The organism is Streptomyces sp. NPDC021093 (assembly GCF_044333135.1).
Classification (GTDB): Bacteria; Actinomycetota; Actinomycetes; order Streptomycetales; family Streptomycetaceae; genus Streptomyces.
Genome location: NZ_JBIRQJ010000006.1, coordinates 200,128 through 213,444 on the forward strand (window position 1 = coordinate 200,128; position 13,317 = coordinate 213,444).

General features: G+C 70.8%; 14 protein-coding genes. 3 read left to right on the top strand and 11 right to left on the bottom strand.

The genetic code is table 11. The annotated features are described in order from the left end of the window. Nucleotides 1-100 precede the first annotated feature (100 nt). The gene (locus tag ACH4SP_RS19995) at nt 101-1,063 is read left to right on the top strand and encodes a trypsin-like serine peptidase (RefSeq protein WP_398416691.1); all 963 of its coding nucleotides are present in this window, start codon (nt 101-103) and stop codon (nt 1,061-1,063) included. Nucleotides 1,064-1,195: 132 nt separating this feature from the next. Here the strand turns inward: ACH4SP_RS19995 and ACH4SP_RS20000 are convergent, their stop codons facing one another. From ACH4SP_RS20000 to ACH4SP_RS20030, 7 genes are all read right to left on the bottom strand, one after another. Continuing rightward, nucleotides 1,196-1,660: a response regulator gene (locus ACH4SP_RS20000; protein WP_398416693.1), complete on the bottom strand. Its 465-nt coding sequence runs from the start codon at nt 1,658-1,660 to the stop codon at nt 1,196-1,198. Further along, nucleotides 1,657-3,219 carry a CHASE3 domain-containing protein gene (locus ACH4SP_RS20005; protein ID WP_398417200.1) on the bottom strand — a complete coding sequence of 521 codons (1,563 nt, stop codon included), beginning with the start codon at nt 3,217-3,219 and terminating at the stop codon, nt 1,657-1,659. Before ACH4SP_RS20005 ends, ACH4SP_RS20000 begins: the two co-directional genes overlap by 4 nt. Before the next feature lie 82 nt (nt 3,220-3,301). Then, nucleotides 3,302-4,504: a PP2C family protein-serine/threonine phosphatase gene (locus ACH4SP_RS20010; protein ID WP_398416695.1), complete on the bottom strand. Its 1,203-nt coding sequence runs from the start codon at nt 4,502-4,504 to the stop codon at nt 3,302-3,304. An 85-nt stretch (nt 4,505-4,589) separates the two neighbouring features. Continuing rightward, a complete protein-coding gene (locus ACH4SP_RS20015) occupies nt 4,590-5,441 on the bottom strand; it encodes an isoprenyl transferase (protein ID WP_398416697.1) in 852 nt (283 codons plus the stop codon). A 54-nt stretch (nt 5,442-5,495) separates the two neighbouring features. Beyond that, a complete protein-coding gene (recO, locus tag ACH4SP_RS20020) occupies nt 5,496-6,248 on the bottom strand; it encodes a DNA repair protein RecO (RefSeq protein WP_398416699.1) in 753 nt (250 codons plus the stop codon). 82 nt (nt 6,249-6,330) lie between these two features. Further along, complete coding sequence (locus ACH4SP_RS20025; protein ID WP_398416701.1) at nt 6,331-6,549, bottom strand: hypothetical protein; 219 nt, start codon at nt 6,547-6,549, stop codon at nt 6,331-6,333. Then, nucleotides 6,546-6,728: a hypothetical protein gene (locus ACH4SP_RS20030; RefSeq protein WP_398416703.1), complete on the bottom strand. Its 183-nt coding sequence runs from the start codon at nt 6,726-6,728 to the stop codon at nt 6,546-6,548. Before ACH4SP_RS20030 ends, ACH4SP_RS20025 begins: the two co-directional genes overlap by 4 nt. A gap of 174 nt (nt 6,729-6,902) precedes the next feature. Here ACH4SP_RS20030 and ACH4SP_RS20035 point away from each other — a divergent pair, with 174 nt between their 5' ends. Both ACH4SP_RS20035 and ACH4SP_RS20040 read left to right on the top strand, forming a co-directional pair. After that, entirely contained in the window at nt 6,903-7,736 is an 834-nt protein-coding gene (locus tag ACH4SP_RS20035) for a Scr1 family TA system antitoxin-like transcriptional regulator (RefSeq protein WP_398416705.1), read from the top strand. Next, nucleotides 7,718-7,990 carry a DUF397 domain-containing protein gene (locus ACH4SP_RS20040; RefSeq protein ID WP_398416707.1) on the top strand — a complete coding sequence of 91 codons (273 nt, stop codon included), beginning with the start codon at nt 7,718-7,720 and terminating at the stop codon, nt 7,988-7,990. The genes ACH4SP_RS20035 and ACH4SP_RS20040 overlap by 19 nt, the downstream gene beginning before the upstream one ends. 75 nt (nt 7,991-8,065) lie before the next feature. Here the strand turns inward: ACH4SP_RS20040 and ACH4SP_RS20045 are convergent, their stop codons facing one another. The 4 genes from ACH4SP_RS20045 to ACH4SP_RS20060 form a co-directional block, all read right to left on the bottom strand. Beyond that, a complete protein-coding gene (locus ACH4SP_RS20045; RefSeq protein ID WP_398416708.1) occupies nt 8,066-8,776 on the bottom strand; it encodes a hypothetical protein in 711 nt (236 codons plus the stop codon). Nucleotides 8,777-9,178: 402 nt separating this feature from the next. Then, nucleotides 9,179-9,877, bottom strand: coding sequence for a response regulator (locus ACH4SP_RS20050; RefSeq protein ID WP_398416710.1), 699 nt, complete (start codon nt 9,875-9,877; stop codon nt 9,179-9,181). After that, complete coding sequence (locus tag ACH4SP_RS20055) at nt 9,874-11,091, bottom strand: sensor histidine kinase (RefSeq protein ID WP_398416712.1); 1,218 nt, start codon at nt 11,089-11,091, stop codon at nt 9,874-9,876. Before ACH4SP_RS20055 ends, ACH4SP_RS20050 begins: the two co-directional genes overlap by 4 nt. Before the next feature lie 4 nt (nt 11,092-11,095). Continuing rightward, a complete protein-coding gene (locus ACH4SP_RS20060; protein WP_398416714.1) occupies nt 11,096-13,228 on the bottom strand; it encodes an MMPL family transporter in 2,133 nt (710 codons plus the stop codon). Nucleotides 13,229-13,317 lie beyond the last annotated feature (89 nt).

The window sequence follows — 13,317 nt, forward strand, 5'->3', positions numbered from 1 at the left end:
CTCGCACCCTCACTGCTGACAGGTATTCAGCTTCCGTGGCAACCTGCCTCACGCACACCGATTTCCGCACCGCTTCCCCCTCTTCGCAGAAGGAGTTAGCGTGAGACGTCGTCCCCACAGTGCACTGATCGGCCTCGCGGCTGCCGTAGGCGGCCTGCTCGCCACCGGAGCCGTTCCGGCCACCGCCGCCACCCCGTCGGACTCCCCGGGCCCCTCCTCCGCCCCGTCCGCCGCGCTCTCCGCCGCACAGCAGGTGCGCGACTTCTGGACGCCGGAGCGGATGCGCTCGGCGAAGCCGCTGGACCTGCTGCAGGTCTCTCCCTCGAAGCTCGCCCCGGCGAAGACCGGCGGCCCCGCCACGTCCGTCCCCGGCACCAGGGCGTTCCCGCAGAAGGGCGGGGCGTGGACCGGTGGCGGGGCGGTGGTGAAGACCTCGGGACGGGTCTTCTTCACGTACCAGGGCCGTACGGCCTCCTGCTCGGGCAACTCCGTCACCAGCCAGAACAAGTCCACCGTCGTCACCGCGGGGCACTGCGTGAAGATGCAGGGCGCCTGGCACACGAACTGGGCGTTCGTCCCCGCGTACAACGACGGCCAGACCCCGTACGGGACCTGGACCGCGTCGAAGACCTCCGCCACCGACCAGTGGGCGGCCAGCGAGGACATCAACTACGACGTGGGCCTCGCCGTCGTGAACCCCCTGGACGGCAAGAAGCTGGCCGATGTGGTCGGCGCCCAGGGCATCCAGTTCAACGGCGGCTACAACAAGCCGATGTACGCGTTCGGCTTCCCGGCGGCGGCCCCGTACGACGGCAAGAAGCTGATCTACTGCTCGGGGAACACGACGAAGGACTTCCTGTTCTCGAACGACCACAGCCTCGCCTGCAACATGACGGGCGGGTCGAGCGGCGGCCCCTGGTTCAACTCGTTCAACGAGTCGACGGGCACGGGCCTCCAGGCCTCCGTGAACAGCTTCGGCTACACCTTCCTCCCTGGCCGAATGTTCGGCCCCTACTTCGGCAACGAAGTAAAGACGGCCTACGACAAGGCCCAAGCAAGCTAGGCCTTCAGCGGCCCCGCCCCTAGCCTCCTTGGGCAGCGGGGCCGCCCCCCGGGGGCGGAACGGGTGGGCAAGGGGGCGGCCCCCACGCGGAGCGCACCCTTCCGCGACCGCACACGCTCACCCCGCGCCCCCTCACCGCCCCTTCGGCGGCAACTTCACCACCGTCACAAAGAAGTCGTCGATCTGCCGCACCGCCGCGATGAACTGATCCAGATCCACCGGCTTCGTGACATACGCATTCGCATGCAGCTTGTAGCTGCGCAGAATGTCCTCCTCGGCCGCCGACGTCGTCAGCACGACCACCGGAATGCACGAAAGCTCCTCGTCCTTCTTGATCCGCTCCAGCACCTGCCGCCCGTCGTACTTCGGCAGGTTCAGGTCCAGCAGGATCAGGTCGGGCCGCACCGCGTCGACGTGCGCGCCCTCCCGGTAGAGGAAGTCGAAGGCCTCCTGCCCGTCCCGCACCACGTGCAGCCTGTTGCGGATCTTGTTGTCGGCGAAGGCCTCCCGGGTCATCAGCTCGTCGCCCGGGTCGTCCTCGACGAGGAGCACCTCGATGGGGGTGGCCGGGACCTCGTGGGTGTCGGGGGTGTTCATGTCGTACGCGCTCCTGTGGACTCGAACAGTGCGGTGGCGGCGGCTGCGGTGGCGGAAGGCGGCCGGGTCCGCACCGGCAGGCTGAAGCACACCCTGGCCCCCTCCGACACCCCGTCGGTGGCGAGCCGGATCGTCCCCCCGTAGTACTCGACGATCTTCCGGCAGAGCGCGAGGCCGATCCCCGTGCCCGCGTACTCCTCCCGCGCGTGCAGCCGCTGGAAGAGGACGAAGACCTTCTCGGCGAACTCCGGCGCCACCCCGATCCCGTTGTCGGTGACGCAGAACCGCCAGTGCTCCCCGGCCCGTTCGCAGCGCACCGCGATCCGCACCGGCGTCCGCTCCGGGTGCCGGAACTTGATCGCGTTGCCGATCAGGTTCTGCCACAGCATGGTGAGGCTGGTGGGGTCGCCCACCACCACCGGCAGCGGCCGGTCCGGCAGCTCGACGACCGCGCCGGACTCCTCGACCGCCGTGGCGAGGTTGCCGAGCGCCCGGTCCAGTACGGCGTCCATGGCGACCGGGACCGGGTCGGCGTCCAGCCGGCCCACCCGGGAGAACGTCAGCAGGTCGTTGATCAGGATCTGCATCCGCTTCGCGCCGTCGACGGCGAAGTCGATGTACTGCTTTCCCCGGTCGTCGACCACGTCCGCGTACCGCTTCTCCAGGAGCTGGCAGAACGCCGCCACCTTGCGCAGCGGCTCCTGCAGGTCGTGCGAGGCGACGTACGCGAACTGTTCCAACTCGGCGTTGGAGCGCCGCAGTTCCTGTGCCTGCTCGTCGAGGTCGGCGGCCTGTGCGGCGAGCTGCGCCTCCCGCGCCCTGGCCTGTGCGAGTTCGCCCGCGATGCGCCGCCGCATGGAGTCCACGGACGCGCCCACCGCCCGTACGTCCTCGGGCCCCGGCACGTCGATGCGCCGGTCGAAGTCGCCGCACGCGACCTGGTCGGCCGCCGCGCGCAGGGCGGACAGCGGGCGGACGACCATGCGGCTGAGCAGCAGGGCGAGCAGGAGGCCGGTGACGGCGATCACGGCGAGCATGCCGAGGAACGCCCAGTCGCGCAGGGTGCGCAGGCTCTCCACGTCGGCGCGGGCGGCGACGCGCGCCTCGTCGAGGTGGCGTTCCTGGACGCGCAGGAGTGCGCGCAGCTCGTCGAAGGACCGTTTGCTGCCCTCGACGCGCGGCTGTACGGAGGTGACGCTCGCCCCGTCCCGGATCGCGGCGATCAGCGGCGCCGCCTGCTCCCGGCGCCACTGCGCCGCCTTGTCCCGCACCGCCGCGAGGTCGCTCCCGAGCCTCCCCCCGGTGCCCAGGAGCCGGGCGGTGTCGGCGAGGTGGCGCCGCTCCTCGCGCACCCCCGCCACGTACGGGGCGAGGAAGGCCTCGTTGCCGCTGAGGGCGAAGCCGCGGACGCCGGTCTCCTGGTCGAGGAGGGAGCGCTGGAGCAGCAGCGTGGCGGAGCGGCCGGGCTGGATGTGGTCGACGAGGTCGGCGTTGCGGACATTGGCCCGGTCCAGCAGGGCCGCTCCGACGGCCGCGCAGAGCACCAGCAGCACGGCCATGACCAGCAGTACGAGACGGATCCAGCCCCGCACGGAAAGCCGGTCGAACCGAAGTGGCGCCCGGCCGAGTGTGCGGGCCACCTCAGTCGCTCCCCCAGGCCAGGTGCAGCACCGCTATGTCGTCGGAGAGCCCGCCGTGCGGCGCCGCCGCGGCCGTCGCCGCCTGGACGAGTGCCTGGACGAACTGCCCCGCGGGCAGCGCCTGGTACTCCTTCGCGAGCCGCAGCAGCCCGTTCTCGCCGAGCCGGGTGCGGGGCCCGGTCAGCCCCTCGAAGAGCCCGTCGGTGAAGACGACGATGCCGGTGCCGGGCTCCAGCGGGAGGTCGGTCTCCGGCCAGGTGCCGGTGCCGGGCGAGATGCCGAGCGCCATGCCGCCTGGCGGGTCGTACCAGGTGGTGCCGGCGGGGCCGCGCAGCAGCAGCCCCGGATGCCCGGCCCGCACCACGCGCACCGAGCGCCGGTCGGCGGGGAAGACCAGGCTGGTCAAGGTGGCGAAGACCTGCTGGGCCGATCTCTCGGCCGCCATGATCTCTTCGAGGAGCCTGAGTTGGGCGGGTCCCGTGCAGCCGCTGAGCACCGCCGCCCGCCACGCCACCCGCAGGCACACCCCGAGCGCGGCCTCGGCCGCCCCGTGCCCGGACACGTCGCCGATCACCGCGTGCACGGTCCCGTCGGCGGTCTGCACGACGTCGTAGAAGTCCCCGCTGAGCAGGCCCTGTTCACGCCCGGGGTCGTACCGCGCGTCCACCTCGAACCCCGTGGACCGCAGCAACGGCACGGGCAGCAGCCCCAGTTCGAGCCGGGCGTTCTCCTCGGCGCGCAGCCGGCCCGCGTGCAGCGCCACCGAGGCCTGCTCGACCTGCTTGCGCTGCACGGCGTACCGCACGGCCCGGCTCAGGGTCTCGGCGTCGAGGCGCCCCTTCACCAGATAGTCCTGCGCGCCCTCCGCCACGGCGGTCTGACCGGCCCCGCCTTCGACGAGACCGGTCAGTACGACGATCGCCGCGTCCGGGTGCGCGGCAAGCAGCTGGCGTACGGCGTCCAGCCCCCGCACGTCCGGCAGGTGCAGATCCAGCAGTACGCACACCGGTCCGGTGTGCCCGCCGAGGAACTTGCGCGCCTCGGCCAGGGAGGTGCACCAGTGGACCTCGGCCCGCAGGTCGCTGTCCGCCAGCACCTCCGTGAACAGCAGCGCGTCGGCGGAGTCGTCCTCGACCAGCAGCAGTACCGCGTCGAGGCCCCTCGTCCCGGCTTCCGCACCGGACACCACGAGTCGCTCCGTCACCGCTCAGACCCCCGCCCCGGGGAGCCGGTCCGCCGGGCGTGCACGTGCTCCCCTCGGCGGAATGATACTGCCGGGGCCCCCGGTATCAGCCCTGTTCGGGTACCTGCGGAAGGGGCGAACTACCGCCATTCTGCTGCTCGTTGGGGACAGCTCCGCCGAACCGCCGGTCGCGCTGGGCGTAGCTGTAACAGGCGTCCCACAGGTTGCGGCGGTCGAAGTCCGGCCACAGCACGTCCTGGAAGACCATTTCGGCGTACGCGCTCTGCCACAGCAGGTAGTTGGAGGTGCGCTGCTCGCCGCTGGGCCGCAGGAACAGGTCCACGTCCGGCATGTCCGGGTAGTACATGTACTTGGCGAAGGTCTTCTCGTTCACCTTCGACGGGTCGAGCTTCCCGGCGGCCACGTCGCGCGCGATCGCCTGGGCGGCGTCCGCGATCTCCGCCCGGCCCCCGTAGTTCACGCAGAAGTACAGGGTCATCGCGTCGTTGTCGACGGTCTGCTCCTGAGCCACCTGCAGCTCCTGGACGACCGACTTCCACATCTTCGGCATCCGGCCGACCCACCGGATCCGGATGCCCAGCTCGTTCATCTCGTCGCGCCGGCGCCGGATGACGTCCCGGTTGAAGTTCATCAGGAAGCGCACCTCGTCCGGGGTCCGCTTCCAGTTCTCGGTCGAGAAGGCGTAGAGCGAAAGGTTCTTCACTCCCATCTCGATGCACCCCTTCAGCACATCGAGCACCACACCCTCGCCCACCTTGTGACCCTCGGTGCGCGGCAGCCCGCGCTCCTTGGCCCACCGGCCGTTCCCGTCCATGACGATCGCCACGTGCTCCGGGACCAGCTCACCGGGGATCTTCGGAGGCCGCGCACCGGACGGGTGCGGCTCGGGGATCTTGTACTCGCGCCGGTTGCGTCCGAGAATCCCGCGTCGTGCCATGGCTCGTGCTCTCCCTGCTGTGCTGACTCGCTGTGCTGACTTCTTCAGATGGCTTTACTTGGCCTTCTCCACGTACCGCAGCGAGCGCAGCCCGCGCTCCAGGTGCCAGTGCAGATACGCGGACACCAGCCCGCTGCCCTCACGGGCGTGCCTCGGCTCGCACGCGTCCGCCGTCGCCCAGTCCCCCGTGAGCAGCGCGCTCAGCAGCCCGACGGCCTCCGCAGAGGGTACGACGCTGCCGGGCACCCGGCAGTCACCGCATATGACCCCGCCCGCCGCGACGGAGAACAGCCGGTTCGGCCCGCCGATCCCGCACTTCGCACAGTCGTCGAAGCTGGGCGCGTACCCGTTGACAGCCAGTGACCGCAGCAGGAACGCGTCGAGGATCAGATTCGGCGCGTGCTCGGCGCGGGAGAGGGTGCGAAGGCCGCCCACCAGCAGCAGGTACTGCTGTACGGCGGGCTCGCCCTCGTGGTCGGCGAACCGTTCCGCCGTCTCCAGCATGGCCGTCCCCGCGCAGTACCGGGCATAGTCGGTGACGATCCCACTCCCGTACGGAGCGATGATCTCGCCCTGCGTGCACAGCGGCAGCCCGCGCCCGACCAGCTCGCTGCCCCGCGCGAAGAACTGCACGTCCACGTGGCTGAACGGCTCAAGCCCGGCCCCGAACTTCGACTTCGTCCGCCGCACCCCGCGCGCGACGGCACGGACGCGGCCGTGATTGCGGGTGAGCAGCGTGATGATGCGGTCCGCCTCGCCCAGCTTCTGGGTGCGCAGGACGATGCCGTCGTCACGGAACAGGCTCATGCATTCCATTGTCCCGTACGGAGAAGGGGGCCCGGTCGCTCAGCACCGGCCCCCCTTCCCGTCCGTACCTGAACGCCCGCAGTCAGGGCAGCTCACCCCTGCTGCGGGCGTTCACGTACGCCGTCGCCGCGCTCAGCCGCTCGGACGCGGTGGCCGGGCGGACGTCGCCCTGGTCGCAGTTCCACTCCCGCCCCCCGCCCACCGGGGCGAGCCGCAGGAGCCGGCCCACCCTGGCGACGACGCGGCCGACCCGTCCGGTGGTGAGATCCACCACGTACGAGCCGAGGGACGCCTGCTTCACCGTTCCCCGCTCCCTTCCGTACGGGGCAGCGCCCCTGCGATCCGCCGCGCCGTGTCGACCGAGCACCGGCCCAGGTCCACCAGCGGACAGCCGACCTCCCTCGTGTACGAGGTGGCCTCCACACCGAGCGACGGCAGCACGATGCCGGCCCTCTCCAGAGCCGCGCGCAATCTCTTCACAACTTCCTCCGCCTCTTCGATGCATTCCGCAGAGTGGTGCGGGCTTTCCAGCATTGCCATCACTTCCCGTCCCGAATGGATTTCACGTTTTGCATTACGAGCGTGGGTCGGGATGGCTACTCTCGGAAGAGGTCTGCGCACTACAACTGCGTGGCTTGGCGAGGGGGTTGAGCTGTGGCCAATGCTGGGCGCCAGCGATCGTGGGAGCACTTCGGGGACGAGCTGAAGTACCGCCGGGAAGCAGCCGGACTGACCCAAGAGGCCTTGGGACGCATGGTGTTCGTCTCTGGCGGATACATCGGCCAATTCGAACAGGCTATTCGGAAGCCGCAATTGGATGTGGCGCAGCGCATTGATGTTGCGCTACAAACCGACGGCTTTTTCGAGCGCACCTGGCGAAAGTTGATCGGCGATTCGGCTTACGAGCACTACTTCACGTCCACTGCGGAACTTGAGCCGCATGCAACGAGCATCTACGAGTTCGAAAGCATGCTCATCCCCGGGCTCATGCAAACAGCGGAGTACGCGCGGGCGCTGATGGTCAGCGCAGGACCCGATAGGTCGTCCGAGCAGGTCCAGGGAATGGTCTCCGACCGGCTGGAGCGCCAGAAGATCCTCACGAACACCGAGAAGCCGTTGTACTGGGCAATCGTGCACGAAGCAGCGCTACGGGTCGCTGTCGGAAGTCCGGCCATCATGGCCGAGCAACTGGACAGAGTCGTGGCCACTGCACGCTCCGGGCGCGGCCTCATCCAGATCATCCCGTTCAGCGAGGGTGTCTACCCCACCATGGGGAAGTCGCTGCGCCTCATGGAGTTCGAGGACGCACCACCGGTGGCCTATACAGAGGGCCTGTATACCGGCAACCTGCTCGATGATCCGGCGATGGTGAAGCGGGCGCAGCGCACCTACGATCTACTCAGGGCAGCCGCGTTGTCACCGTCGGCGTCCCTACACCTGATCGAAGCGGTGGCGGAGGACTACAGAAAATGCAGCAGCCCGACCTGAGTTCAGCCCTCTGGCACAAGAGCACCTACAGCAGCGGCAACGCCGACAACTGCGTCGAGGTAGCGCACGACTTCCCCGGCGCGGCCCTCTGGCGCAAGAGCACCTACAGCAACGCCGAAGGCGGCAGCTGCGTCGAGGTCTCGGACTGCCTCCCCGGCGTCGTCCCCGTCCGCGACAGCAAGGTGCCGGACGGGCCCATCCTCCTTCTCCCCGCCGGAAGTTGGTCCCCCTTCATCGACTCGCTCAAGCAGTAGGGGGCGCCCCATTAGGGGCGCGGGGAACTGCGCAACCCCACAACGGCGCCGCAGACGCACCACGGCGCCGCACGGCTAATGGTCGACGATCTCCTCGCGAGACTCCACCTCCCCCTCGTTGAGGATCAGAAAGTCCCGACCCTCATCGGTCATGAACTTCAGGAACCCCGGTTCGGCCTCCAGTACGTACCCCACCAACGGCGCCCGCTCCCCCTTCACCTCGACCCGCTCCAACGGCATCCACGGCGTCCGCACGACCGCCGCACTGACGAGCAGGCCGACGACCGCCAGCCCGACGACCAGGCCGACCACATGGCGGCCCGCCCACCGCGACGCCGCACCGACCTGCCCGTGGTCGCGCCTGGCCAGGGCGCCGATGCCGAACATCGCCGCCATCACCAGCAGCGACACCAGCGGCAGCCACCACGCGCGGAAGCTCATGATGTACGCCGTCACGCCCGCGACCACGATCGCCAGCAGCACAAGACCGGCGATGTCCAGCCCGCCGGACCCCCGCACACCCTCCGGCAGCCCCGTCGCACCGCCGCGCCGGATCCGTACCGCGAGGAGGAATCCGCCCACCACCCGGAAGAGGAAAGCGGGCAACAACACCGCCAGCAGCACGGCCGCCACCACCGGATCGGCCATCACCGTGCCGAGCACGATCCCGATGCTGTCGTCGAGGTCGATCGTGTGCAGCACCGCGAACGCCGTGTGCCACTGGTAGCCGGACACGGCAAAGAGCCGCAACAACAGAAACAGAAACGCGCCCGTAGTGAGCGTCAACCCACTGCTCCACCCCCGCTTACGCTCCCGCCCCTCCTCCACGACTTCCGCCACTTCACTTTCCTCATGCACCATGCGAACAACCTGACACACAGTCACCGACCATGCCCGTCCCCCACGCCCCCCTCAGAAAGATGTCTCACTTACACGTGCCACCAAGACATAGATCCGACCCCCACCCACCCCAACAGATCGAACCCACGACCACCCCTCTCCGAAGCCCCCACCCGCCCACGCACGGGATCTGAAGTCCACCCGCAGGGATTCCCGGCGCCCCCACCCACACACCCACCACCCGGCAACGAAACCCGCACCACTCCCCGCACCTCCCCCGGAAGCGCCACTATCCCGCCAAGGGCGGCAGCCCGAAACCCCCACCCTCCGACCCCGCCCCACCCCCACCTACATACCGCTCCCTCCCCCACTCCCACTCCCGCCCCCGCTCCCCGGCACGACCAACCCCGACTCGTACCCCACAATCACCAGCTGTGCCCGGTCCCTCGCCCCCAGCTTCCCCATGATCCGACTGACGTGGGTCTTCGCCGTGAGCGGCGACAGCCCGAGCGTCTCCGCCACCTCCGTGTTGTTCAGGCCGCGCGCCACCAGCCCCAGCACCTGCCGCTCCCGCTCCGACAACCCCTCGGGCCCGCCCGCAGCCGGCACCTCCGGCGTCCGCAGGAACCGTGCGATCAGCCGCCCCGTCGGCCCCGGCGAGAGCAGCGACTCGCCCGCCGCGACGGTACGGATCCCGTCCAGCAGGTCCGCCGGACGCGTGTCCTTCACCAGGAAGCCGGACGCCCCCGCCCGCAGCGCCGCCATGATGTGCTCGTCCGTGTCGTACGTCGTCAGGACGAGGACCCGTACCCCGGCCAGGTCCTCGTCCGCAGCGATCAGCCGGGTCGCCTCGATCCCGTCCAGCTCGGGCATCCGGATGTCCATCACCACCACGTCCGCCCGCTCCGACGCGGCCAGCTCGACCGCTTCGCGACCCGTGCCCGCCTGGCCCACCACCTCCATGTCCCGCGCCGACTCCACGAGAACCGCGAAGGCCGCCCGTACGAGGGTCTGGTCGTCGGCCAGCAGCACCCTGATCATCGTCATCCGTCCACTCCCAACGGCAGCACCGCGCTCACTTCGAAGCCGCCCTCCGCACGGGGACCCACGGTCAGCGTCCCGCCCACGCTGCGGACCCGCTCCCGCATCCCGACGAGCCCGTAACCACCGGAATCCCCAGATCCACCCACCCCGTCCACCCCGTCCACTCCATCCACTCCATCCACCCCGTCGTCCCTGACACTCACCCGCAGATTCCCCCCGTCCACCACCACCCGCACCACGGCCTTCACCCCGGCCCCGCCGTGCCGCACCGCATTCGTCAACGCCTCCTGCACCACCCGGTACGCCGCCGCCTCCACCGCCGGAGCGGCCTTCGCGTCCCCCATCCGCAGCTCCAGCACCGCCTCCGCCCTCCCCACCAGATCCGGCAGCGCGGCCAGGTCCGGCAACGGGCCTTCACACTCCGCCTCCCCCGCCCGCAGCACTTCCAGCGTCGTACGGAGCTCCCCCCGCGCGGTCCTGCACGTCTCCGCGATCCCGTCGAGCGCACCGACCAGCGCCACCCGGTCCAGCCGCTGCGGGTCGACGGTCAGCACATGGGCCGCCACCGACGTCTGCACGCCGATCAGCGTGATCGAGTGCGCGAGCAGATCGTGCAGGTCGCGGGCGATGCGCAGCCGCTCCTCCGCGACCCGCCGGGCGGCCTCCTCCTCCTGGGTGCGCTCCGCCCGTTCCGCTCGCTCGACGATGGCGGCCACGTACCGCCGGTGCAGCCGCATGTAGACGCCGAGGGCGACCACGGCGAAGATCCACCCGGAGGTGCGGAGGACCTCCGCCCCCTGGTGCGAGTCGACCGTGAACATGATGGTCACGGCGATCGCCACCACCCCCGACCCGATCGGCACGGTCCACAGCGGGCGACCGGTCGCGGCCACCGTGTAGATGGCCACCAGGGAGGCGGGCACGGGGGCGGCGTGGTTGTAGTCGAGCGCGTGGTACGGGGCGACGGCCGCCAGCGTCACCACCAGGACCGGCACCGGGAGGACCCGCCGCAGTGCCAGCGGCAGCACCGTCGCCGTCAGCAGCAGCCAGCCGCGCAGGTCCGGCTGGCGGCCGCTGTCCACGACCAGGCCGAGCCCGAGCGCAGCGACCAGCGCACCGACGGCGGCGGCGATCGCCGTGTCGGTGCGCAGGCGGTGCGGGGCGTCGAGCGGGTCCCGGTTCAGCACGGCCAGGGCCCGTTCGGTGAACGGGGGCACATGCTCATCCTCCGCCACGCACCTGCTCGTCCGCCATGCCCGGCAAGGGAGTTGGGGACTGCGACTGCGGCTGCGACTGCGCCGTCGCAGCCGCAGCCGCAGCCGCCGGCTTCCGGGAGAGCTTCCCCGGCCACCACACCTTCCGCCCGAGCAGCAGGCTCGCGCTCGTCACCAGGTACGTCCGTACGAGGAAGGTGTCGAGCAGCACCCCCACCGCCACCAGGATCCCCATCTCGGCCATCGAGACCAGCGGCAGCGACGCCAGCACCATGAACGTCGCGGCGAGGACGACCCCCGCGGAGGCGATGACGCCGCCGGTCGTGCGGAGCGCGGTCAGTGCCGCCTCCCTGGGCTCCGCGCCGCGCACCGCCTCCTCCCGCATGCGGTGCATCAGGAAAATGCCGTAGTCGACGCCGAGCGCGACCAGGAAGACGAAGGAGAGCAGGGCGAGCCCGGAGTGGAAGCCCGCGAACCCGAGCAGCGGTCCGAAGACAAGGCCGCCGATCCCGAGCGTGGCGCCCCACACGGCGACCACACCCACGATGAGCAGCAGCGGGGCGACGAGGCTCCGCAGCAGTACCACCAGGATCAGGGCGACGGCGGCCAGCACCAGCGGGACGACGACGAGCCGGTCCCGGTCGTCGGTCGCGGAGGTGTCGAGGGCCTGGGCGCTCGCCCCGCCCACGTGCGCGCCGTACTCGGCGCCCACGCCGTCCCGCAGCCGTTCGACGGTCGCGAACTCGCCCGCCGATTCGGGGGCCGCCTTCGCGAAGACCTCGATCTCGGTCCAGCCTCCGCCGCTGCGGCCCTGTTCGGCCGCGGCGACGCCTTCGGTGGTACGGGCCGAGGCCAGCGCACGCGGCGCGGTCGCGCTCGGGGCGAAGACGCTGATCGGCCTGGTGCCCCGCTCGGGGTACGCGGCGGACAGCTTCGCCGTCGCGGACACCGACTCGGGGGCCTTGGTGAAGCTGTCGGCCTGCTTGAGCTCGCCGGGCAGGTTGAGCGCACCGAGCGCGAGCGCGCCCAGCGCCACCATGCCGGTGACCAGGACGACGACCGGGCGGCGGGCGGCCGAACCGCCCATCAGGGCGAAGAAGGTGCGCCGCTTCGGGGCCTCGCTGCCGTAGTGCGGGATCAGGGGCCAGAAGACGCGCCGGCCGAGGAGGACGAGCAGGGCGGGCAGCAGCGTCATCATCGCGGCCAGTGCGCAGACCACTCCCACCGCTCCGACCGGGCCGAGCCCGCGGCTGCTGTTGAGGTCGGCGGCGAGCAGGCAGAGCAGCCCGGCGGCGACGGTGCCGGACGAGGCGAGGACGGCGGGGCCGCAGCCGCGCAGTGCGGCGCGCATCGCGTCGTACGGGCGGGCGAAGCGGCGGAGTTCCTCGCGGTAGCGGGCGACGACGAGCAGGGCGTAGTCGGTGCCCGCGCCGAAGACGAGGACGGTCATGATGCCGCCGCTCTGGCCGGTGACGACGACGTCGAAGCCTTCGACGAGGCCGTACACGGCGGCCCGGGACGCGATCGCGGCGAGGCCGACGGCGAGCAGCGGCACCAGCCACAGGAACGGGCTGCGGTAGGTGAGCACCAGCAGGACGGCCACGACGAGGACGGTCGCGATCATCAGGGTGGCGTCGATGGAATCGAAGACCTCTCCGAGGTCGTTGTCCAGGGCGCCGGGCCCGCCGACCTCGGCGCTCAGCCCGCCACCGCCCTCCACGCCCGCGCGGACGTCGGCGACGAAGGCGGCGCGGGCCTCTTCGTCGGTGCCGGGCGCGGAGCTGGAGAGCGGGTACATCAGGGTGGTGCCGTCCTCGGACGGGACGCCCCGGGGAGGTGCGAGGAAGCGGTGCTCCGCGGCGAGGCCGGCCAGCTGCCGTGCCGCCACCGCCTTGTCGGGGGCGGTCAGTCCGCCCCCGCGGTGGTAGACGAGGACCAGGTCGGTGCTTTCGCCGCCGGGCAGCAGCTCGCGCAGCCGCTCGACCTGGGTGGAGTCGGCGCTGGCAGGGAGGTAGTCGACGGGGTTGTCGCGCTGCACGTCGGCGAGTTTCCCGGCGAAGGGCACGGCGACGGCGAGCACGAGCACCCAGAGGGCGAGGACCGCCCAGGGAATACGGCGGCGGGGCTGAGTGGTGTCCATGCCCCAAGCCTTCCGCCGGCCTGCGCACAACTCGTCGGGCGCAGGGCCGAGTTGGGCAGTACCACCGTGGGCCGCACGGGCCCGGCACT